The 21,508-nt window shown below is 54.7% G+C and carries 16 protein-coding genes, 3 tRNA genes and 6 pseudogenes; 6 read left to right on the top strand and 19 right to left on the bottom strand.

Annotated elements, in window-relative coordinates; translation table 11 throughout:
- Positions 1-63 precede the first annotated feature (63 nt).
- From deoA to ACQ86O_RS01315, 11 genes and pseudogenes are all read right to left on the bottom strand, one after another.
- Entirely contained in the window at positions 64-1,386 is a 1,323-nt protein-coding gene (deoA, locus tag ACQ86O_RS01265) for a thymidine phosphorylase (protein ID WP_431223821.1), read from the bottom strand.
- 163 nt (positions 1,387-1,549) lie between these two features.
- Positions 1,550-2,329 (bottom strand): deoxyribose-phosphate aldolase, encoded by a 780-nt coding sequence (gene deoC, locus ACQ86O_RS01270; protein WP_431223822.1) that lies wholly within the window; start codon positions 2,327-2,329, stop codon positions 1,550-1,552.
- Between the two features lie 373 nt (positions 2,330-2,702).
- The gene (locus tag ACQ86O_RS01275) at positions 2,703-3,980 is read right to left on the bottom strand and encodes a NupC/NupG family nucleoside CNT transporter (RefSeq protein ID WP_431223823.1); all 1,278 of its coding nucleotides are present in this window, start codon (positions 3,978-3,980) and stop codon (positions 2,703-2,705) included.
- Positions 3,981-4,150: 170 nt separating this feature from the next.
- On the bottom strand, positions 4,151-4,951 hold the full coding sequence (locus tag ACQ86O_RS01280) for a TatD family hydrolase (RefSeq protein ID WP_431223824.1): 801 nt from the start codon (positions 4,949-4,951) through the stop codon (positions 4,151-4,153).
- A pseudogene (locus ACQ86O_RS01285) lies at positions 4,914-6,064 on the bottom strand (patatin-like phospholipase family protein). Before ACQ86O_RS01285 ends, ACQ86O_RS01280 begins: the two are co-directional and overlap by 38 nt.
- Positions 6,065-6,074: 10 nt before the next feature.
- Positions 6,075-6,260 carry a CsbD family protein gene (locus ACQ86O_RS01290; RefSeq protein ID WP_431223825.1) on the bottom strand — a complete coding sequence of 62 codons (186 nt, stop codon included), beginning with the start codon at positions 6,258-6,260 and terminating at the stop codon, positions 6,075-6,077.
- Positions 6,261-6,319: 59 nt separating this feature from the next.
- On the bottom strand, positions 6,320-6,481 hold the full coding sequence (locus ACQ86O_RS01295) for a DUF1328 family protein (RefSeq protein ID WP_431223826.1): 162 nt from the start codon (positions 6,479-6,481) through the stop codon (positions 6,320-6,322).
- 105 nt (positions 6,482-6,586) lie between these two features.
- Complete coding sequence (gene osmY / locus ACQ86O_RS01300; protein WP_431223827.1) at positions 6,587-7,201, bottom strand: molecular chaperone OsmY; 615 nt, start codon at positions 7,199-7,201, stop codon at positions 6,587-6,589.
- Positions 7,202-7,841: 640 nt separating this feature from the next.
- Complete coding sequence (prfC, locus tag ACQ86O_RS01305; RefSeq protein WP_431223828.1) at positions 7,842-9,431, bottom strand: peptide chain release factor 3; 1,590 nt, start codon at positions 9,429-9,431, stop codon at positions 7,842-7,844.
- Positions 9,432-9,624: 193 nt separating this feature from the next.
- Positions 9,625-10,068 carry a ribosomal protein S18-alanine N-acetyltransferase gene (gene rimI / locus ACQ86O_RS01310; protein ID WP_431223829.1) on the bottom strand — a complete coding sequence of 148 codons (444 nt, stop codon included), beginning with the start codon at positions 10,066-10,068 and terminating at the stop codon, positions 9,625-9,627.
- A pseudogene (locus ACQ86O_RS01315) lies at positions 10,013-10,449 on the bottom strand (DNA polymerase III subunit psi). Before ACQ86O_RS01315 ends, rimI begins: the two are co-directional and overlap by 56 nt.
- 222 nt (positions 10,450-10,671) lie before the next feature.
- On the opposite strand from ACQ86O_RS01315, the gene rsmC reads away from it, so the two are divergent.
- The gene (gene rsmC, locus ACQ86O_RS01320) at positions 10,672-11,715 is read left to right on the top strand and encodes a 16S rRNA (guanine(1207)-N(2))-methyltransferase RsmC (protein ID WP_431223830.1); all 1,044 of its coding nucleotides are present in this window, start codon (positions 10,672-10,674) and stop codon (positions 11,713-11,715) included.
- An 85-nt stretch (positions 11,716-11,800) separates the two neighbouring features.
- Here the strand turns inward: rsmC and ACQ86O_RS01325 are convergent.
- A pseudogene (locus ACQ86O_RS01325) lies at positions 11,801-12,792 on the bottom strand (aldo/keto reductase).
- Positions 12,793-12,908: 116 nt separating this feature from the next.
- Between ACQ86O_RS01325 and ACQ86O_RS01330 the strand changes: the two are divergent.
- The 4 genes and pseudogenes from ACQ86O_RS01330 (at position 12,909) to ACQ86O_RS01345 (ending at position 14,286) form a co-directional block, all read left to right on the top strand.
- Positions 12,909-13,800, top strand: a pseudogene (locus ACQ86O_RS01330) (LysR family transcriptional regulator).
- Positions 13,801-13,954: 154 nt separating this feature from the next.
- Positions 13,955-14,041 (top strand) — tRNA-Leu (locus tag ACQ86O_RS01335).
- A gap of 34 nt (positions 14,042-14,075) precedes the next feature.
- A tRNA-Leu gene (locus tag ACQ86O_RS01340) sits at positions 14,076-14,162 on the top strand.
- Positions 14,163-14,199: 37 nt separating this feature from the next.
- Positions 14,200-14,286 (top strand) — tRNA-Leu (locus ACQ86O_RS01345).
- 76 nt (positions 14,287-14,362) lie between these two features.
- Here the strand turns inward: ACQ86O_RS01345 and ACQ86O_RS01350 are convergent.
- Positions 14,363-14,646, bottom strand: a pseudogene (locus ACQ86O_RS01350) (DUF1435 domain-containing protein).
- Between the two features lie 251 nt (positions 14,647-14,897).
- Between ACQ86O_RS01350 and ampH the strand changes: the two are divergent.
- Positions 14,898-16,040: a D-alanyl-D-alanine-carboxypeptidase/endopeptidase AmpH gene (gene ampH / locus ACQ86O_RS01355; protein WP_431223831.1), complete on the top strand. Its 1,143-nt coding sequence runs from the start codon at positions 14,898-14,900 to the stop codon at positions 16,038-16,040.
- Between the two features lie 25 nt (positions 16,041-16,065).
- Here the strand turns inward: ampH and hpaA are convergent, their stop codons facing one another.
- The 6 genes and pseudogenes from hpaA to hpaD form a co-directional block, all read right to left on the bottom strand.
- The gene (gene hpaA / locus ACQ86O_RS01360) at positions 16,066-16,983 is read right to left on the bottom strand and encodes a 4-hydroxyphenylacetate catabolism regulatory protein HpaA (RefSeq protein WP_431223832.1); all 918 of its coding nucleotides are present in this window, start codon (positions 16,981-16,983) and stop codon (positions 16,066-16,068) included.
- Between the two features lie 56 nt (positions 16,984-17,039).
- A pseudogene (gene hpaX, locus ACQ86O_RS01365) lies at positions 17,040-18,409 on the bottom strand (4-hydroxyphenylacetate permease).
- Between the two features lie 11 nt (positions 18,410-18,420).
- Positions 18,421-19,218, bottom strand: a complete 798-nt coding sequence (gene hpaI / locus ACQ86O_RS01370) for a 4-hydroxy-2-oxoheptanedioate aldolase (RefSeq protein WP_431223833.1) — start codon at positions 19,216-19,218, stop codon at positions 18,421-18,423.
- A 128-nt stretch (positions 19,219-19,346) separates the two neighbouring features.
- A complete protein-coding gene (hpaH, locus tag ACQ86O_RS01375; RefSeq protein WP_431223834.1) occupies positions 19,347-20,150 on the bottom strand; it encodes a 2-oxo-hept-4-ene-1,7-dioate hydratase in 804 nt (267 codons plus the stop codon).
- A 12-nt stretch (positions 20,151-20,162) separates the two neighbouring features.
- Positions 20,163-20,549 (bottom strand): 5-carboxymethyl-2-hydroxymuconate Delta-isomerase, encoded by a 387-nt coding sequence (locus ACQ86O_RS01380; protein ID WP_431223835.1) that lies wholly within the window; start codon positions 20,547-20,549, stop codon positions 20,163-20,165.
- 9 nt (positions 20,550-20,558) lie between these two features.
- The gene (gene hpaD, locus ACQ86O_RS01385) at positions 20,559-21,416 is read right to left on the bottom strand and encodes a 3,4-dihydroxyphenylacetate 2,3-dioxygenase (RefSeq protein WP_431223836.1); all 858 of its coding nucleotides are present in this window, start codon (positions 21,414-21,416) and stop codon (positions 20,559-20,561) included.
- Between the last annotated feature and the right edge of the window lie 92 nt (positions 21,417-21,508).

Below are 21,508 nucleotides of genomic sequence, written 5' to 3' on the forward strand. Positions count from 1 at the left end.
GTTCTCACGCTCAGGGGCGCAGCGAAAAAGCCGCTGCCGCTCCAGATTCTTTAAAGACAGATGTTATTCTGTGATGCGTTTGTACACCACCGGTGTAGCTGCCGGGGCCTTGCTGCCCAGCACCATCGCCGCGCGCACTGCATCTGCCGCCTGCTGCCAGCTCTCTTCGTCATTGGCGTGGATCATGGCTAATGGCAACTGGGCATCAACGCTGTCCCCCAGACGAGCCACATCTGTCAGGCCAACGCTGTAATCGATGCTGTCGGTAGCGCGACGGCGACCGCCGCCCAGAGACACCACCGCCATGCCCAATGCGCGGGTGTCCATCGCGGTGATAATGCCCGGTTTCTCGGCATAAATCGGTTTGCTCAGCGTCGCCGCTGGCAGGTAGCTGTCGTATCGCTCAACAAAATCAACCGGCCCGTTCTGCGCCGCTACCATGCGGCCAAACACTTCCGCCGCTTTACCATTATCCAGCACCGCCTGCAGTTTGGCCCGTGCATCAGCATCGTCGCTGGCCAGGCCACCAGAAATCAGCATTTCAACGCTCAGCGCCATGGTCACTTCCAGCAGCCGCGGGTTGCGATATTCGCCGGTCAGGAAGCGCACTGCCTCACGGACTTCCACCGCATTACCTGCGCTGGAAGCCAGCACCTGGTTCATGTCGGTGAGCAAGGCGGTGGTCTTGCAACCGGCACCGTTGGCTACGCCCACGATTGCCTGCGCCAAGTCCTCTGACAGTTGGTAAGTCGGCATAAAGGCACCGGAACCGACTTTCACATCCATCACCAGGGCATCCAGCCCTTCTGCCAGTTTCTTCGCCAGAATGGACGCGGTGATCAACGGGATGGAATCAACGGTTGCAGTAATATCACGGGTGGCATAGAAGCGTTTGTCTGCCGGTGCCAGCGAGCTGGTCTGGCCGATAATCGCTACGCCCACCTCTTTGATAATCTTACGGAAAGTATTATCATCAGGGAAAATGTTAAAGCCAGGGATCGCTTCCAGCTTGTCCAGCGTGCCGCCGGTGTGGCCCAGACCACGGCCTGAAATCATCGGCACGTAACCGCCACAGGCCGCCACCATCGGGCCAAGCATCAGCGAAGTCACGTCACCCACACCGCCGGTAGAATGTTTATCGACGATCGGGCCGTTCAGTGACAGGCTTTTCCAGTCAAGAACGGTGCCTGAATCACGCATCGCCATAGTCAGTGCCACGCGCTCCGGCATGGTCATATCGTGGAAATAGATGGTCATCGCCAGCGCGGCAATTTGCCCTTCGGAAACCACATTGTCGCGGATACCATTGATGAAGAAGCGGATTTCTGCTTCGCTCAGTGGCTGACCGTCACGTTTTTTACGGATTATTTCTTGTGCCAGGAACAAGGCATCCCCCTGTTTAAGCAAATGTAGAATAACTCGACACGCCAGTAGAACGTGTTACCGGTTCGGCATGGCCTGCGGTAACAAAACAGCGTGTCGTGGGATACCCCGTGGTTTCAGGCTGCGGCGAACAATGTTGCAGCCTGAAAGACCAAGGGTATTAGGATCAGTAACCGTTACCGGCAGCCTTGGTGCTGTGACCCAAGGTGGTCAGCAGGCTGGCTAACAGGCTCGAAGCACCAAAGCGGAAGTGGCGCGCATCGGCCCAGCCTTCACCCAGGAGGCGTTCGGCAAGCTGCAGATACTGCTGGGCATCTTCTGCCGTCCGCACGCCGCCAGCAGGCTTGAAGCCTACGCTTTTGGCCACGTTCATATCACGGATCACCGTCATCATCAGCTCGGCGCTTTCCAGCGTGGCGTTAACCGGCACTTTACCGGTAGAGGTTTTGATAAAGTCTGCCCCGGCCTTGATGGAGATCTCAGATGCCTGGCGGATCAGATGCGCCTGCTTCAGCTCACCGGTTTCGATGATCACTTTCAGCAGCACGTTAGCTGCGGCACAAGCCTGTTTGCACTGTTTTACCAGCTCAAAACCGACTTTATCGTCACCGGCCATCAGGGCACGGTAAGGGAATACCACGTCAACTTCGTCGGCACCGTAGGCGATGGCCGCACGGGTTTCGGCCAAGGCAATGTCGATATCATCATTGCCATGCGGGAAGTTGGTTACGGTGGCAATACGGATATCCGGTGTCCCTTGTTCACGCAGAGTCTTACGTGCAATCGGGATAAAACGCGGATAAATGCAGATAGCGGCAGTGTGGCCTGCCGGGCTGTTCGCCTGACGACACAGCGCGATCACCTTTTCATCGGTGTCATCATCGTTCAGCGTGGTTAAATCCATCAGGTTCAGCGCACGTTGCGCTGCTGCGGTTAATTCGGTCATAAAACTCTCCAACTGAGCACTCAGGTGTTGGCGAGCGGACTTGGTTCCTTGAAGATAGCTCGTGAAATACGGATTCTACGACAGCAACTGAGATCCTTCTCACCGCACATAGCCCTTCGTTATCGAACAGCCTGTTAAAACTATTTGAACACGATAGCGCCGGTTTATTTGTGTTCTTACTCACAGTCTATGAAAGAGAACTGTAACGGAAAGGAATTATATGTGAAATACATCACAAAATAACGCGATATTGTTCACAAATTCACTAATAGGGATGAATAAGAAATGACGGGCACCTTTCAGGGTGCCCGCTTTCAGCGTTACCTGGCTGCATCAGGGCCAGATCGGCGGTTTCAGAGATAAAAAGTATAGCTTACAGCGCCAAAAAGAACCCGGCGATAGTGGCACTCATCAGGTTGGAAAGTGTACCGGCCGCTACCGCTTTCAGCCCAAAACGCGCGATGTCGTGCCGACGGTTAGGCGCCATACTGCCCAGCCCACCGAGCAGGATCGCGACGGAAGAGAGGTTGGCAAAACCGCATAGCGCGAAGGAGATAATCGCCTTGGTATGTTGTGACAATACCTGCAACCCTTCAGCGGCCACCACGTCGTCCGGGCGCAGATAAGCACCAAAGTTCATATAGGCAACGAATTCGTTAACGATAATCTTCTGGCCGATAAAGGAACCCGCCACCATCGCTTCGTTCCAGGGCACACCGATCAGGAAAGCTATCGGCGAGAAGATCCAACCCAGTATCAGCTCCAGAGAGAGTTGCGGGAAGTTGAACCAGCCACCTACGCCGCCCAAGATGCCGTTAAGCACCGCAATCAGGGCAATAAACGCCAACAACATCGCCCCCACGTTGAGCGCCAGTTGCATCCCGGAAGCCGCTCCCGAAGCCGCCGCGTCAATGACGTTGGCCGGGCGATCTTCTTTGGCGATCAGCGCCATCGCATCGTCATGATCATGTGACTTTTCGGTTTCCGGCACCATCAGCTTGGCAAACAACAGCCCGCCAGGGGCTGCCATGAAGGAAGCGGCAATCAGGTATTCCAGCGGCACCCCCATCTGAGCGTAACCGGCCAGCACTGAACCGGCCACGGAGGCCAGGCCGCCACACATTACGGCAAACAGTTCAGACTGGGTCATGGTGGCAATATACGGGCGTACCACCAACGGGGCTTCAGTCTGGCCAACGAATATATTGGCCGTTGCCGACAGCGACTCAGTGCGCGATGTACCCAGCAGTTTCTGCAAGCCGCCGCCGAGGATTTTGATCACCAGTTGCATGATGCCCAGATAGTAGAGCACTGCAATCAGCGAGGAGAAGAACACGATCACCGGCAGGACACGCAGGGCAAACACGAAACCGCCGCCACCGAAGACTTCAAACATTTTGTCAGAAACCAGGCCACCGAAGATAAATGAAATACCTTCATTACCGTAAGCGATGACATTGGCCACCCCTTCAGACATACCACCGAGAATGCTGCGACCAACTGGAACGTACAGCACCAGCGCACCGATGCCGATCTGAATGATAAAGGCACCTAGCACGGTACGCAGTTTAATGGCGCGTCGGTTGCTGGAAAGCAGCACAGCAATGGCGATCAATACCACCATACCGACCAGGCTCATGAGAAGTTGCATACGAAAATGTCCCTGTTGTGAAAAAAGAAATGCCCCAGCCTGTTAATGCGACGGGTAGCTCAAGGGTGATAACGGGACGCAATTATACTTTGCGAGGCGCTGCGAGACTCGGTTTATGTCACAAATACATACAACCAGAAGCAACCGAAAACCTTACAACGTGATTAAAGTCACATTTTATTATCGGGAGTGGTCGGTAAGGCAAATAAAGATCGGGTGTTCTGTTGCAGATGGGCGGCAATTTCATCTGCTGGCTCAGAGCGCAACTGGCACAACACCTTAAACACCTCTGCCACACGTTCAGGCCGGTTTGCCTGCCCCTGAAAGCCCGCCAAAGGCATATCTGGCGCATCGGTTTCCAGCAACAGCGAAGCCAGTGGCAACTGCGCCATCACGCCGCGGGTCTTTTGGGCTCGTTCGTAACTGATAGTCCCGCCAACACCAATATAATACCCCTCGCGGATAAACGCCTGTGCCTGAGCCAGGCTACCGGCAAAGCCATGCACCACGCCCCGGCGAGGTACATCGGCGCGGCGCAGCACCGCCACCAGTTGATCGTGGCTACGGCGAGAATGCAGGATCACCGGCAAATCATGCTGCTTTGCCAGTTTGAGTTGCGCCTTGAGTAAGGCCTGCTGGCGGGAAAACTGTGGTTCTGCCATATAAAGATCCAGACCAATCTCGCCCACCGCCACCAGCTTGGGTGGATGGCTGGCCAGAAAGCCCGCCAGTTGCTCTAGCTGCTCTTCATGGTGTTGTGCGATATACAGCGGGTGCAACCCCAATGCGGCAAACAGCTGAGAATGGTCACGCGCCAGCTTGAGTATGCGGACAAAGCGGTCTGCCGTTACCGCTGGCACAATAATCTGCTGTACCCCGGCCAGGGCGGCCAGCGCCAGACTGGCGCGTTCATCACCGCTAAAAGGGGGAAAATCAAAGTGGCAATGGGTATCGGCGAAAACATAACTCACAGCGCACCGCCATCGGGGGAGGATCGCCCGGCAACATGATTTTTGGCACCGACAGCGGCACTTCCGGCTGAGCAATCTGGCCCTGAGAGTTCATCATCTCGGTCATAATCGGCGATGGCATGCGCACATTTTCTGGCTGGATCAAACGGCGTGAGATGGCCTTTTTCACCTTCATTCCGTCCCATTTTTCCTGTTCCAGTAACCAATGGCCGACTGTCGCCAGAAAATAGCGCCCACAGCGGCGGCCAAGATGGTAATCCCGATTCAGCGCTGCCAAACGGCTGCCGACGGCATTACTGGCCAAGGGTTTGGGGGGAATATTTCAAAGATACGCAGCTTGCCTGGCGGTTTCTCAATAAACTGCTGGATGCGGTGATAGCTCTGCTCATGATGTTGCAAGATACGCACCATTTGCTGCAAGCTGCTCTCACTGAGCCAGTGCTCCATGCGCTTCATCCACTGCGGCGTATAATACATCTGCGAAGGCACGGTGCGAATCACCACGATAGTATCAGCTCCGCGGCGATAGGCTTCTTCCACCGGAATGGCATCACTGATGCCACCGTCCTGATAGCCGACCCCATCCAGTTCCACGCCCATACGATAAAATCCGGGGATCGCACTGGAGGCCTTGATGGTATGCAGCCACTTGTCGCGTTCGGCGGGCAGATAAACGGGCGTAAAGTCGTCGCTACGACAGGCGCACATCAGGAACTCGTGGCCTTTGCTCAGTTCCTGTTCCGCCACATCCAGCGCCAATGGCAATTGCTGCGAAGTGACATCCACCAGCCAGTCGAGATCGATAAGATGCCCACCACGGACAAAACGTAGCGGGTTGAAGAAATTGGCAGAAGTCGTGTAACGGGTGATCACCCGCCGCGCATAACCGGTCTGGCCACAGATAAAAGCGGAGAGGTTTTGCGCACCGGCAGAAGTGCCGATCATCAGGTCAAAAGGGTTAAAGCGGGCGCGCTGAAATTCATCCAGTACGCCTGCGGTAAAGATACCGCGTTGCCCGCCGCCCTCGCACACCAGCGCCATTTTACCGGGCCGGTATGGTTTATACGCCAGCGGTTCTATATTGCCGAGCGTGATGGGTATTCTGTATCCCAACCCTGTATCCTCAATGTGGTCGTTTTTCCGAGGATACCTCTTCTTGCTCTCTTCCGTAATCTTCCTGTAATACGCCGGAGAGGCAGTCATTGCTCCCTGCCAGCCAGGTGCAGTCATTGCCGGAAAGCTCCGCCCAAGCCTGCCATATCTGGCCTTTCAGCTGTTTCCAGCGACCGAGAATGATATCGCTATTCATGACTGACCTCCCCGGACGTCGAGAAAAGGAATTAAGCTTTGTTACACTTTGAGAGAAAGCTAAGGACGTCGGCGGCCAGTAAACAAACTTACCAGGAACAGAATGATACCGACAACGAAGACGATTTTAGCAGCCCAGGCGGCGGTGCCCGCCAACGCGCCAAAACCCAATGCCGCAGCAATCAACGCGACAACTAAAAAGATAATGCCCCAACGAAACATAAGCCTCTCCTTACGTAGGGGCGCAACATGTTGCGCCCGTGATTACCCGATAAATCATTGGGTTCAGCATCCTGAACCCCCTACCAGTTAATGCTTACTAATAGATTACGGCTTTACAACCAGATCGTTTTTGACACTTTTCACGCCATCAATGGCTTTGGCAATACTTTCGGCACGGTCGGACTGCGCCTGACTTTTCACCTCACCGGAAAGCTGCACCACGCCGTCGGTGGTTTCTACTTTCACATTGCGGGAAGGTACAATGTCATCGGCCAACAGCTTGGCTTTCAGTTCACTGGTCGTGGCGGTATCACCAGCGTAAGATTTCACCGACTGGGTCGCTTCATCTTTCACGTGCAGCTTGTCGCTGACGGATTTAACGCCTTCCACCTTACCGGCAACCTCAACGGCATGTTCAGCCTGCGTCTGGCTTGCGACAAAACCACTTAACGTAACCACACCTTTTTCGGTTTCCACCGAGATGTCGGTACTTTTGATGGCCTTATCATCAACCAAAGCACTTTTAACTTTAGCCGTTGTTGCGCTGTCATCCATAAAGTTATCGACTTTTTTCATGGAGCTATCGATTTTTTCACCAGTACTGTCAGCAGCGCTGGATGCTTTATTAAGCATGGTTTCTTCAGCCAGAGCAGTGCCGCTAACCAGAACAGAACCCAAAACGATAGCCATCAGCGAGTGTGCAAACTTGGTATTTTTCATCGATCTCTTCCTTCTTGTTGGGGATCCCAAGCACTTGCGGATCCTTGTGCCGCTATAGGGCGGCGAACTCAAACGAATACTTCATGATTTCTATACAATCAACGTCCACATTAAGACAGTTGCAATGCATGTGCCAACTTGGAAACACCCTTAAAAATCAACATAAAACAAACAAATGAACAACATTTAAGCGGAAAAATGTTGTCTATCGGAGACAGTCGAGACCTTACAGCCGCTCATATTTGCTATCTTACTGATATCCCTAAGATAGCACTGTCTCCAAATGGCAACAGTGTCGAATAACTCTCTAAAATTAGCGGTCACAATAGTATATTCCGCTCAGTTGACCCATTGTGCCCTGATAAATATAGACCATCAGATAAAAATTGCTGGGGATACCGGTAAAATCAGTTTCAGCGTAAAGCGACAGGAATAGTGAGAAAGTCTTGATAATTAGCGGGATATGGGAGTTGCGACAGAAAAACACTGGGTAACCAATTAGGATTAATCGGTTTCGTCTTCTTTGGAGAGAACGTGAGATAAGGGGAGGTTGGCTGGGTGTGCTGGTAAGTTAAAGCCCCTCACCCCAGCCCTCTCCCAAAGGGAGAGGGGGCATAACCAAAAGCATCAAAGCCGCAGATTAATGCTCGCGGGTTTTGCGGAACACCACCTCAGGATAACGCTCCTGAGTCAGGTTGAGGTTCACCATGGTTGGTGCGATATACGACAGGTTGTCGCCACCGTCCAGCGCCAGGTTCAGCTCATTTTTCCGTTTAAACTCTTCGAATTTCTTCACGTCGTCACATTCAACCCAACGGGCAGTGGAGACGTTCACTGATTCATACAGCGCTTCTACGTTGTATTCGGTTTTCAGGCGGGCAACAACCACGTCAAACTGCAATACACCTACCGCCCCAACGATCAGATCGTTGTTGGCAATTGGGCGGAACACCTGCACTGCGCCCTCTTCTGAAAGCTGAACCAAGCCTTTCAGCAGTTGCTTCTGTTTCAGCGGATCGCGCAAACGGATACGGCGGAACAACTCTGGAGCAAAGTTCGGAATACCGGTGAACTTCATGTCTTCACCCTGCGTGAAGGTGTCGCCAATCTGAATGGTGCCATGGTTATGCAAACCGATGATATCGCCAGGGTAGGCCTCTTCAACGTGAGAACGGTCCCCTGCCATAAAGGTCAACGCATCGGAGATCACAACGTCTTTGCCGGTACGGACCTGGCGCAACTTCATGCCCTTCTCATAGCGGCCAGAAACTACACGCATAAAGGCCACACGGTCACGATGTTTAGGATCCATATTGGCCTGGATCTTGAACACAAAGCCGGTGAACTTCTCTTCTGCGGCCACCACTTCACGGGTATCGGTTTTGCGCGGCATTGGCGCAGGAGCCCAGGACACTAACCCATCAAGCATATGGTCAACGCCGAAGTTACCCAACGCGGTCCCGAAGAACACCGGGGTCAGCTCACCTGCAAGGAAGGCTTCCTGTTCAAACTCATGAGAAGCTCCTTGCACCAGTTCCAGCTCTTCGCGCAACTGGGCTGCCAGATCCTCGCCCACCGCAGCATCAAGATCCGGGTTATTCAACCCTTTAACGATGCGAACTTCCTGAATGGTATGACCTTTACCGGTCTGGTACAGGTAGGTTTCATCTTTATAAAGATGATAAACCCCTTTAAACAGTTTGCCGCAGCCGATCGGCCAGGTGATCGGGGAGCAGGCGATTTTCAGCTCTCGCTCAACCTCATCCATGACTTCCATCGGATCACGGATATCGCGGTCAAGCTTGTTCATAAAGGTCAGAATTGGCGTATCACGCAGACGGGTCACTTCCATCAGCTTGCGGGTACGATCTTCAACACCTTTTGCGGCATCGATCACCATCAAACAGCAGTCCACCGCAGTCAGGGTGCGGTAGGTATCTTCGGAGAAGTCTTCGTGCCCTGGGGTATCAAGCAGGTTAATCAGGCATTCGCGGTAAGGAAACTGCATTACCGAGGTGGTGATCGAGATCCCACGCTGTTTTTCCATTTCCATCCAGTCGGATTTGGCATGCTGGTTTGAGCCACGCCCCTTTACCGTACCGGCGGTCTGGATGGCCTGTCCGAATAACAGCACCTTCTCGGTAATGGTGGTTTTACCGGCATCGGGGTGCGAGATTATGGCGAAAGTTCTTCTTTTGGAGACTTCGCGTGCGAATTCACTAGGAGACATGTTTTTCACGTTTCTATGGTTGGTCCGCCCTGCTAGTCATCACAAAGCGCCGATCGCAGCGCCAGGCAAAGCGGTAATAAAAAGAATATAGCCGGTTATTTTCGCTGATTTACCCACCGGTGACAATCAATGGTTTCTTCGGCAGAGAAGATAAAAGCAGCAAGGTAACTTACGGGAGTTTTCAACCGTCGTGCTACCCCAGCGGCAGCGCCATCACAATCGCATCTTCGCGGCCATTGGCTGCCGGGTAATAGTTGCGGCGTACTGTCACTTCGTTGAACCCGAGGTCTTCGTAGAGGGCTATCGCGCCAGCATTGGAGGCTCGAACCTCCAGCCACAGCGTGAAGACACCCCGCGTGGCCAACTGTTCGATCAGGGCAACCAGCAGCATGCGGCCAAAGCCCCGGCGCTGCGCAGCCGGATCGATGGCAATATTAAATAATGTCGCTTCGTCCAGCACAATCTGGGTTATGGCAAAACCCACCATCTGCCCATCGGCTTCCAGCTTCAGGTTGAGGTAACGCTCACCCTGATTGCTGGCAAAGGTCGCCTCTGTCCAGGGAAAGGCGTGGCTGGCTTGTTCAATCTTGAAGGCTGTGGCCAGATCGGCCGCTGTCAGGGTAGAAATACTGTTCATGGTGACAAATCTGCTGCCAGAGTGCGCGTTTCGCACCCGAATCTTGAGAAAGCTCGGCCAGTGCCGGGCTAGATAGCTGCGCACCGGCCACCGCAAGCGGTTCCGCAACGCCCAGCCGCCAACTGTTGCACTCGGTATCTTCCGGCAGCATCGCCACCTGATCCGGTGTCAGGCCATAGGTTTGTACCGCTGTCAGCCCCAGGCTGCGTAGTACATCGCAAAATAGCGGGTCGTGCTGGTCCGGTAATGCCTGGGCCACCACCAGCAAACGCACGTTTGCCGGCAGGCTCACCGCTACTTCCCCTGCAACACCCCTGGGCGGCGCAATGTCCACTGCGTAATACCCAGTTGTTGTAACAGCCAGTCGCGTTTTGATGCCATGCCAATCCCCGTATGTTGCGCACCCTACCTGCCCTATGCCGCGCTATGCTAACAAACCCTCGCATCCAGCGCTATTCTCCCTTTATCCGTCAAATTTTCTCTTTTGCCTCTCCCCTTCATCTTTCAGGCTGCAGCTTGAAAGATGAAGGGGATACAAACCCGTCGAACATCTCGCCACAAAGCTCTATAATCCCCCGCTAAATCTTTAGGAGCCTAAAACTGATGTCTGCATTAACCCCCGCCAGTGAAGTTATGCTGCGCCACAGTGATGAATTTATGGAACGCCGCGTGCTGTTTGCCGGCGATCTGCAGGATGCCCTGCCGGCCCAATTCGAGGCCGCGGATGTGCGTGTCCACACCCAGCAATACCATCACTGGCAGTTACTGAACCGGACGATGGGAGAGAATGCACAGTTCGGCCTGACGGTTGAACCTGCTTTTGTCGCAGAGTGCGACACGCTGATTTATTACTGGCCGAAGAGCAAGCAGGAAGCACAGTTCCAACTGTGCAATATCCTGGCTCTGTTACCGATAGGGGCAGAAATTTTTGTCGTCGGTGAGAACCGCAGCGGTGTGCGCAGCGCGGAACAGACCCTGGAAGGCCATGCCCAGCTTGCCAAAATTGACAGCGCACGCCGCTGCGGGCTGTATCATGGCCGCATCGATGTGCAGACCAAATTTGATCTGGCCGACTGGTGGGAAAGCTATCAGTTGCACGATCTGGAAGTAAAAACCTTGCCTGGCGTGTTCAGCCGTGACGGCCTGGACGTCGGCAGCTCACTGCTGCTGTCGACGCTGGAAAAACACATGAAAGGCAAGGTGCTGGACGTAGGCTGCGGCGCTGGCGTAATGGCCTCGGTAATGTCCCGGCTCTCGCCAAAAATGAAGCTGACCCTGAGCGACGTAAATGCGGCGGCAGTGGAATCGAGCCGCGCCACTCTGGCAGCCAACGGCATTGAAGGGGAAGTGATCGTCAGTAACGTTTACTCCGACATTACCGGCCGCTTTGACATGATCATTTCCAACCCACCGTTCCATGACGGTCTGGCAACCAGCCTGACCGCAGCGGAAACGCTGATCCGTGGGGCGGTAAAACATCTGCCAATCGGTGGCCAACTGCGCATCGTTGCCAACGCCTTCCTGCCTTACCCGGATATCCTGGATGCCACCTTCGGCAGCCACGAAGTGCTGGCGCAGAACGGCCGCTTCAAGGTGTATAAAGCCACCGTGGGCCGCCCACCACGCGATCCCAAGAAGAAAAAGTAAGCAGCTTTCCCTCCGGGGAGAGGGCTAGGGTGAGGGAATAAACGCCCCCGGCCGAAGCCCCCTCCCAAAGGGAGAAGGCCCACCTTCAGCCGTTAATAAACGTCATCCCGGCTTGCGTATAACGTGCCCCTGCCACACCGGCAAGCGGGAATACCGCTTCAATGGCTTTCAGTTCCTGCTCGCTCAGCGTAATCTCCGCTGCTGCCACGTTCTCCTCCAGATAGCGCCGGCGTTTGGTCCCGGGAATTGGCACAATATGTTCGCCCTGCGCCATTACCCAGGCCAAGGCCAGTTGAGAGGGGGCGACACCCTTGTGCTTCGCCAGCTCACTGACTTTTTCTACCAATTCCAGATTGCGGGCAAAGTTCTCCCCCTGAAAACGTGGGTTGCTGCGGCGGAAATCATCTGCAGCCAAATCCTCAATTTTCTGGATCGCCCCGGTCAGAAAGCCACGTCCTAACGGGCTGTAGGCGACAAAACCAATCCCCAGGCGTTGGCAAGCCGCAAGCTGCCCCTGCTCTGCATCACGGCTCCACAAGGAATATTCGGTCTGCAGAGCGGTTATCGGGTGGACTTTCTGCGCCCGCTCCAGGGTGGCGACGGAAGCTTCGCTCAGGCCGATATGACGGATCTTGCCTTCCTTGATCAGTTCCGCCATGGTGCCAACCACGTCTTCAATCGGCACTCCAGGATCGACGCGATGCTGGTAGTAAAGATCGATCGTCTCTACCCCCAGTCGCTGCAGGCTGCCTTCCACCGAACGGCGGATATATTCCGGTTTACTGCTTACCCCCGGGCGTGGGGATCGGCCGGATCGCGCACGATGCCGAACTTGGTTGCCAGAAATACCTGGTCACGCTTGCCTTTAATCGCTTTGCCAACCAGTTGTTCGTTGGTGTGCGGGCCATACATATCTGCGGTATCCAGCATGGTGACCCCCAGTTCCAATGCCCGGTGTAGCGTAGCGATAGCTTCCTGTTGATCGCTGCCGGTAGAGTAGAAATCACTCATCCCCATGCAACCTAAACCCAGAGCAGAAACGGTGGGGCCGTGGGAACCTAATTTGCGCTGTTGCATTGTGTTGTCCTCATTGAGCATTGATGTCGAAACAAAGTCTGGTTGTTTATCTATTAAAGATAAATAATGCAGATTGCACATCACTGTTTATAAATTACTAACAATACGGCGGTAAGATGGATCAAATTCAGGCGATGCGGGTTTTCACCCGCATTGTAGAACTGGGCAACTTCAGCCGCGCAGCGGAACGGCTGCAACTCCCACGGGCCACGGTAAGCAACGTGCTGAAGCGGCTGGAGCAACGCCTTGGCGTGCGCTTGTTGATCCGCACCACGCGCCAGGTGCAGATCACCGCAGAGGGGACGCTGTATTACCAACGCTGCCTGCACCTGCTAGACGCGCTGGAAGAGGCGGATACCCTGTTTAGCCACCATAAGCTGCAACCCGCAGGTAAAGTGCGCATCGATATGCCCCATTCCTTGGCACGGGAGATTGTGATCCCGGCGTTGGATGATTTTTATCAACGCTACCCAGAAATAGAAATTGCGCTAGGCGCCAACGACACCCATGTCGATCTGCTTCGCGAAGGGGTGGATTGCGTGCTGCGAGCCTGGGAAACCGAGGACGATACGCTGGTTGCCCGGCGCATAGCCCGAATGCCGCAGTTAACTTGCGCCTCCCCGGCTATCTGCAGAAATTTGGCCTGCCACTGTCGATCGACGATCTGCAGCAGCATCAGGCGGTGGGGTATTTCTCGCTGATTAACAACCGCAATTATCCGCTGGAGTTCTGCCGCGATGGCAATCTTGAGCTGCGTGAATTGCCGGTTAAATTGGGAGTCAGCGGTGCGGATGCTTATACCAGCGCCAGCCGTGCCGGTTTTGGGTTGATCCAAGGTGCGCGTTATTCAATGGCCAACTGGGTACAAAATGGCGAACTGGTGGAAGTGCTGGGCGATACGCCACCGCCGCCGATGCCAATCTACATTATGTATCCCCCGGCCGTTTTCTTGCGCCGCGCGTCAGGGTATTGATTGATTGGCTAATTACGTTGTTCAGCAAATATTAATTCGCGATCGCCAATAGATCTCCATCAACGGTCAAGGGGATATGGCGTTTTTTACAGCAAACGCCGCTAAACCGGGAAATAACTATTGACGTACCCGCCAAAATCTCTAGAATTCGCCTCCGTGGTAGCGTTACTCCGGTAACGTTTCTGGTATGCGAAGGTGGCGGAATTGGTAGACGCGCTAGCTTCAGGTGTTAGTGTCCTTACGGACGTGAGGGTTCAAGTCCCTCTCTTCGCACCAAGTAACCACATGATTTATATTGCACAGCATCAATGCGAAGGTGGCGGAATTGGTAGACGCGCTAGCTTCAGGTGTTAGTGTTCTTACGGACGTGAGGGTTCAAGTCCCTCTCTTCGCACCAAGCTGGTGATATAAATCAAAGCAACAACATCGACTGTGCGAAGGTGGCGGAATTGGTAGACGCGCTAGCTTCAGGTGTTAGTGTCCTTACGGACGTGAGGGTTCAAGTCCCTCTCTTCGCACCAATTGATGCCCCTCCGGTTACACCCCCAGTATCAAGTCCCCAGTAAAACCTAACACGCCAATGCGTGGTTTTTCGTTTTAGCTAAAGCTGAAATGCAGGCTGATCGCGGCTAATCCGCCGGCCAATGCCATACAGGAAGGCAGCAACAGATAGTGGCGCCAGCGGCTGTTGAACAGCATCACCAGCGTTGCCAACATGGCGGCCACCATCAGGCTGCGCAGTTGCATCATATCCAGGTCAATCAATGCCAGGAATGGCATCAGGGCACAGGGTAATAACACCCCCAGGCACTGGCAAGCCGGTTCCCAAGATACCAACTGATCCCCCATAACCCGCACGCGGTAATCATGGCTGCTAACATGGTCGCCACCTCAATTGATAATGATAACCAATATCATATACCACTTCTTTTTGGCGTGCATCATTTTCACTCACGGCTGGAAAACGGCTGAAAAACTGACAATCGTCCCTGCTGGCCTGACATCCATAAGGAGAAAGGTGAAAAAAACTTTTCTATTCGACACGTTTACCACATGCGATTCTGACGATGGCGCATTACACTAGGTGAAAACTTACGCCTTCCCTGCAGCATTTTTAAATGGAAAACAACCGTTGAAGACCTCACTCTCCACGTTATTGCTGGCGTTGGGCCTGTGTGCCGCGCCGCTGGTCAGCCAGGCTACCGACGCACAACTTACCTCACAAATTGTTGACCAGTATGCCGAACATATCTTCTTCAACAGCGGCGCAACCGGCATGGCGCTGGTGGTGATCGATAACAATCAGGTGGTCAACCGCAGTTTTGGTGATACCAAACCGGGTAACGATCTGCGCCCTCGGCCAGATTCCCTGATCCGTATTGCCTCGATCACCAAGCTGATGACCAGTGAAGTGATGGTCAAAATGGCGGCGGAAGGTAAAGTCAAACTCACCGATCCACTGCGCAAATATGCGCCCAAAGGGGCAACGATTCCGGCTTATAACTCACGCCAACCCATCACCTTGCTGAATCTGGCTACTCATACCAGCGCCCTGCCCCGTGAACAACCAGGCAAAAAACCGCCAAAAACACCGGTATTTACCTGGCCGACAAAGGCACAGCGTTGGCAATGGCTGGCCAATGCCACCATCACCGTGCCACCAGGCGTGCGGGCGGCATATTCCAATCTGGCTTACGATCTGCTGGCCGATGCTTTATCACGCGCCGCAGGCAAACCTTACAACGCTCTGCTACGCGAAAAAATCACTGCCCCACTGGGAATGGTGGACACCACGCTGACCCCGAGTGCCGAGCAGTGTTCGCGCCTGATGGTGGCTGCCACCGGGCCAAGCGCCTGCCGCGATACCACAGCGGCCGCTGGCAGCGGCGGCGTTTACTCGACTCCGCGTGATATGCAGCGCTGGATGCAACAGTTCCTCTCCTCCAACGTCACCGGCTCACGCAAGCCGACGGCCATGAACGAACAGACCATGTATTTCCAGCGCAAAGATCTGACGTCGTTAAAAGGTATGGATGTCCCTGGCGAAGCTTCGGCGTTAGGCTTGGGTTGGGTGTATATGGCACCTCAGGACGGCCTGCCGGGTATCATCCAGAAAACCGGCGGTGGCGGTGGCTTTATCACCTATATGGCGATGGTGCCGCAGAAAAATATCGGCGTATTCGTGGTGGTGACCCGATCCGAGTTGACCAAATTCACCAATATGAGCGATCCGGTCAACCGACTTGTCGGTGATTTAGTGGCTAACAAAGGCTGAATACTTAAATGACGCCATTGCCCTCTCAGGCGTTACCGGAAGGCAATGGTGAAACCGAATTTTGCGTGGCGCGATAGGCTGAGGGAGAGCATCCCTCCAGCCGATTGAAGAAACGGGCAAAGTAGGCGGGATCCTTAAACCCCAGGTTGTAAGCCGTTTCATGCACCGTGCAGGCGCTGAACAGCAGCAGGCGTTTGGCTTCACGCAGTTGACGATCGAAGATCAAGCGCTTGGGCGGTTGGTTGGCAAAGCGGCGGCACAGATCGTTAAGACGGGATTCCGTTACCCCCAGCGTTTGGGCATAGTCCGGCACCGGCAGGTGTTCACGGAACCGTTCATCCACCAGCTTGTTAAACCGCTGAAACAGTTTCAGCTCACCGCGTACACCGCTGGCCGCCTTGTCGTCCAATGAAGTATTACGCAACAGCAGGGTAAATACTGCCTGAGCCAGCAATGCCAGCGTCTGCTCGCGCCCCGCCATTTTGTGGCCGAATTCACGGCGAATTAAAGCCCAGTAATGCCCCAACGCCGCCAGTTCCTGTGGCACATCCGCCAGCGAAAGGCAGATACCCGGCATATCCAGTGCCAGATTGCTGCCGGGATACAACCGTTCCAGCAGCGACCAGATCAGTTCCTGGCGCACCGTCAACACATGGCCGTCGCTGTCAGTTTCCGTGAAAAAGGCGTGCGGGACCGAAGGCGGTGTGAGGATAAACAGCGGTGCCTGTACCGAATAGTGCTGATCATCAAGCTGCAGCTCTATCTTGCCGGTCTCCAGGAAATGCAGCTGAAAATAACGATCGTGCCAGTGTACCTGCATGTCGCGGCCGAAGAACGCCGCCAGCCCGGAAAAGGTTTCGTAGTGCACCTCCTCATTGGCGTAACGCGCGTCATACTCTTTGCAAATATCGATGTTGGCAATAAAGCCGCTATTTTTCTGCACGCGATCCTCCAGGAATGGGAAGGGAGGGGCCCGCGAACGGCACCCTCCAGACAACCTTATGGTGTTGCCCGTGGGCGTGAATCCTTCATCGGGATACGCCACACCAGCACAGCACCGACGATCAACAGCGCCGCGACAAAGTACAGCCCGGAGTTGAAGCTGCCGGTCACATCCTTGAACCAGCCGATCAATAGCGGGCTGACCGCTGAACCGATGTTGCCGGTGGCGTTGATCACTGCGATCCCAACCGCTCGTGCTTCCAAGCTGATCGATTGATCCGGCGTAGTCCAGAAGATCGCCATCGCGGTAAACGAACCCACCGACGCCATTACAATCCCCAGCAGTTGAACCATGCTGTGATCGGTCGCCGAAGCCAGTAGCCAACCCCTGCGGCAAACAGATAAGGCAGTGCAGTGTGGACCTTACGCTCCTGTAGACGATCTGAGCGTTTACTCCACCAGATCATACCGGCGATGGTACAAATTTGTGGGATCGCCGCCAGAAAACCGATCATGATATTGCTGCTGCCCTGATTAAAGCTTTGCAGGATCTGTGGCGTCCAGATATTAATCGCGCTCAGCGTGTTGGTAAGACAGAAGTACGCCAGGGTATACATCAGCACCACCGGCGTCAGCACCTCACGCCACAGGCTGCGCTGCTGCAAGGCACGATGGCTGCTTGGCCCTCCCGGCTGCACCAGTTGCAGCTTATCGGCATCCATCATTGCTTTCAGGCTGCGTTTCTCATCGTCGGTCAGCCACTTGGCCTTGGCCGGTGTATCGTCAAGATAGAACCACACCACCACACCGAGGATCACCGAAGGGATGCCTTCCAGCAGGAATAGCCACTGCCAGCCTTTCAGGTTCATCGCCCCGTCCAGCGCCAGAATGTAGCCGGAGACCAGCGAACCCACCGCCATCGTTACCGGCATGGCAATCATAAACAAGGCGTTGGCACGGGCGCGGTAAAACGCCGGGAACCAGTAGGTGAGATACACCAGGATCCCTGGCAGGAAGCCCGCTTCGGTAATGCCGACGATCATGCGCAGCACATACAGACTGGTCGGCCCGGTGGCGAACATGGTGCAGGTTGAAGCAATGCCCCACAGCACCATAATAGTGGCAATCCAACGCCGTGCGCCGACAATGCTCAGCATCATGTTGCTGGGAATACCAAAGATCACGTAGGTGACATAAAACAGCGTTGCGGCCAGGCCAAACATGGTGGAGCTAAGACCGAGATCTTGCTTCATGGTCAAACCGGCAAACCCGATGTTGATGCGATCAAGGAACGAGAAAACGAACAAAACAAATAAAAATATAATCAGGCGCCGAAATAACTTTTTAATCACCGACTGTTCGGTGGCGGTTAACGCTTTATGTTGCTCTGCCGGGTTGGCCGGTTGGAGCGAATCGACGTTGCTCATGGTGTCTCCGATTAGTAAACGCCCTGGGGCTGTTGCTCCGCCGGTTTATCCTGCTTGAAGTTGCCGAGCAGGGAGTCTGCCGCCCGTACCAGCAAGGTGGTGTCCACCCCAACGGCAACAAACAGCGCACCGGTTGCAAGATAATGTTTTGCCAGTTCCTGCTGGGCCATCAGAATACCCGGCGCTTTGCCTGCGGCCTTGATACGGGTAATGGCGTCATCGATAGTGCTCTGCACCTCCGGATGCTGTGGATTACCGGCAAAACCCATATCGGCGCTCAGATCCGCCGGGCCGATAAATACGCCGTCGACCCCTTCCACCTGCAGGATGGCATCCAGATTTTTCACCGCTTCGCGGGTTTCGATCTGCACCAACACGCACATCTGGCTATCGGCCTGTTGCAGGTAATTCGGTATGCGGTTCCAGCGTGAAGCCCGCGCCAAGGCGCTGCCGACGCCACGAACACCGTTGGGTGGATAGCGTGTGGCTCGCACCGCTTGCTGAGCCTGTTCGGCGTTTTGGATCATCGGGATCAACAGGGTTTGTGCGCCGACATCCAGCAGTTGCTTGATCAGTACCGGATCGTTCCAGGCCGGGCGCACTACCGGGTGGCTCGCATAAGGTGCCACCGCCTGTAGCTGGCTTAACACCGTTTGCACATTGTTTGGCGCGTGTTCGCCGTCGATCAGCAGCCAGTCGAACCCAGCCCCGGCCAGCAGCTCAGCGCTATAGCTGCTGCACAGCCCTAGCCACAGGCCGATCTGCGGGCGTTTTTCCTGCAAGGCCTGTTTGAAATGGTTGGTTAGCATTACGTTCTCCATTAAGTATCTCCCCTCCCCCAGCCCTCTCCCGCAGGGAGAGAGCGTTAACCGATGATCTTGATTAGCCTGCACAAACCTCATCTGCCCTTACTCAAAGAGAGAGTGAGGGGATGCAATCAGACAAACCGGCAACTGATGCAGCCCATCGGACCGTAATCAGCATGGAAGGTATCGCCACGCTGTGCCGCCACAGGACGGGTAAAGGAGCCGCCAAGAATGATCTGCCCGGCTTCCAGCTCCACGTCATACGGAAACAGCTTGTTAGCCAACCAGGCCACGCCATTTGCCGGGTGATTCAACACCGCCGCCGCCACGCCAGACTCTTCAATCACGCCATTGCGGTACAGCAGGGCACTGATCCAGCGCAGATCCAACGCGTCCGGCTTGATCGGGCGCCCGCCCATCACCACCCCGGCGTTGGCGGCGTTATCAGAAATAGTGTCGAACACTTTGCGTGGCCGTTGGGTTTGCGGATCGACGTTATGGCTGCGAGCATCAATGATCTCCAGCGCCGGTATCACATAGTCGGTCGCGTTGTAGACATCAAACAGCGTGCAGTTTGGCCCGCGCAGCGGTTTCGCCAGCACAAACGCCAATTCCACTTCAACACGCGGCACAATGAAGCGATCGATCGGGATATCGCTGCCATCGTTAAAGAACATGTCATCCAGCAGCGCACCGTAATCCGGCTCGGTGATTTGCGAACTGACCTGCATAGCGCGTGAGGTCAGCCCAATTTTGTGCCCTTTCAGGGTGCGCCCTTCGGCGATCTTCAGCTCAACCCACTGACGCTGGATGGCATAGGCATCTTCGATAGTGATCTCCGGGTGATCCAGCGACAACGCACGGATCTGCTCCCGGTTCTGCTCGGCCTGATGCAGGCGCTGCACGGCTCGGCTCAGTACGTCTTTATCCAGCATTTACCCCCTCATTCAGTCCTTACGAAACAGTGCATGGACATTGTTTTGCTTAAAGTTCAGTACCGGATCCAGCTCTTCCATGGAAAAGGAGAGCGCCAGATAACGCTTAGCCATCAGCGCGGCAAAATGATCCTTTATCAGGATGAACAGCATTTCGCCCACCTGCTGGCGGCTTTCCAGGCTGCGTCCGTGACCAATCTTCAGCGTCATATGTACGAAGGCATAATTCTGTTTACCGTCGGCCATCTGCCAGGTATCCAACCAGATAGCGCGGCTACGGATGCCCGCCAACGGGAAGATGCCGGTTTCCGCCAGCGCATGATTCACCTTGGCGAACAGCGCAGGCAAATCCGCCTCCCGGCGGATGTTGTCAGTACATTCAGCGTAAAAATGGGGCATTTAATCACCTCAAACTTCAGCGGGAAGCGGGAATACCGCGTTGACCTGTCCGGTGCCGGAACTGGCGAACAGCGGGGTAACAAACTCCACTTTGCCCTGATACTTATCCCAGCCCAGCAGGCCCAACAGCATCACCGTGTCGTGCATATTGCCTTCGCCAAAGCAGTAGTTGGCGTATTCCGGCAGCATTTCGCAGAACTCCGTGAAACGCCCTTCCTCCCACAGTTTCACTACGCGTTCGTCCATCTGGTGGTCGAACTCGCGGGTATAGCTGTTCATGCCCTGCTCGGCGCGCTGGTCGTCGATAAAGCGGTGGGAGAGAGAACCACTGGCCAGCACCGCCACGGTACCGTCGTATTTCTCAATGGCGGTTTTGATGGCTTCACCCAGGCGGCGACTGTCGGCAAAGTCATGCACGGTGCAGAAGGCCGAAATGGAAATCACTTTGAAATGCTTGTCGCCGTTCATATAACGCATCGGCACCAGCGTGCCGTATTCCAGCTCCAGGCTCGGGATCTCGTGCGCCTTGGCACGCACCCCAAGCTTGCGGGCTTCATCGGCAATCATTTGGCCCAGCACAGGGTTGCCGTCATATTCATAGCTCATGTCGCGGATGAAATGCGGCAGTTCGTTACTGGTGTAAAGGCCTTTAAAGTGCGGGTTGCAGTTGATGTGGTAGGCGCTATTTACCAACCAGTGAGTATCGAACACAATAATAGTGTCGACGCCCATTTCACGGCAGCGGGTACCGATCTCTTTATGGCCATCAATGGCGGCCTGGCGGCAACCATGATGCTCACCTGGCAGTTCAGACAGGTACATCGAGGGGACGTGTGTTATCTTTGCGGCTAATGCTAATTTACCCATATGTCCTCCTATCCCCATCTTCTTTCGAACCGCAGCGTTGTTGCCTGCACTCACCCCAGCCACTGGCGTAAGGATGAGACAGCTTGGCGCCT

This window comes from Serratia sp. L9, assembly GCF_050632285.1.
Lineage (GTDB): Bacteria > Pseudomonadota > Gammaproteobacteria > Enterobacterales > Enterobacteriaceae > Chania.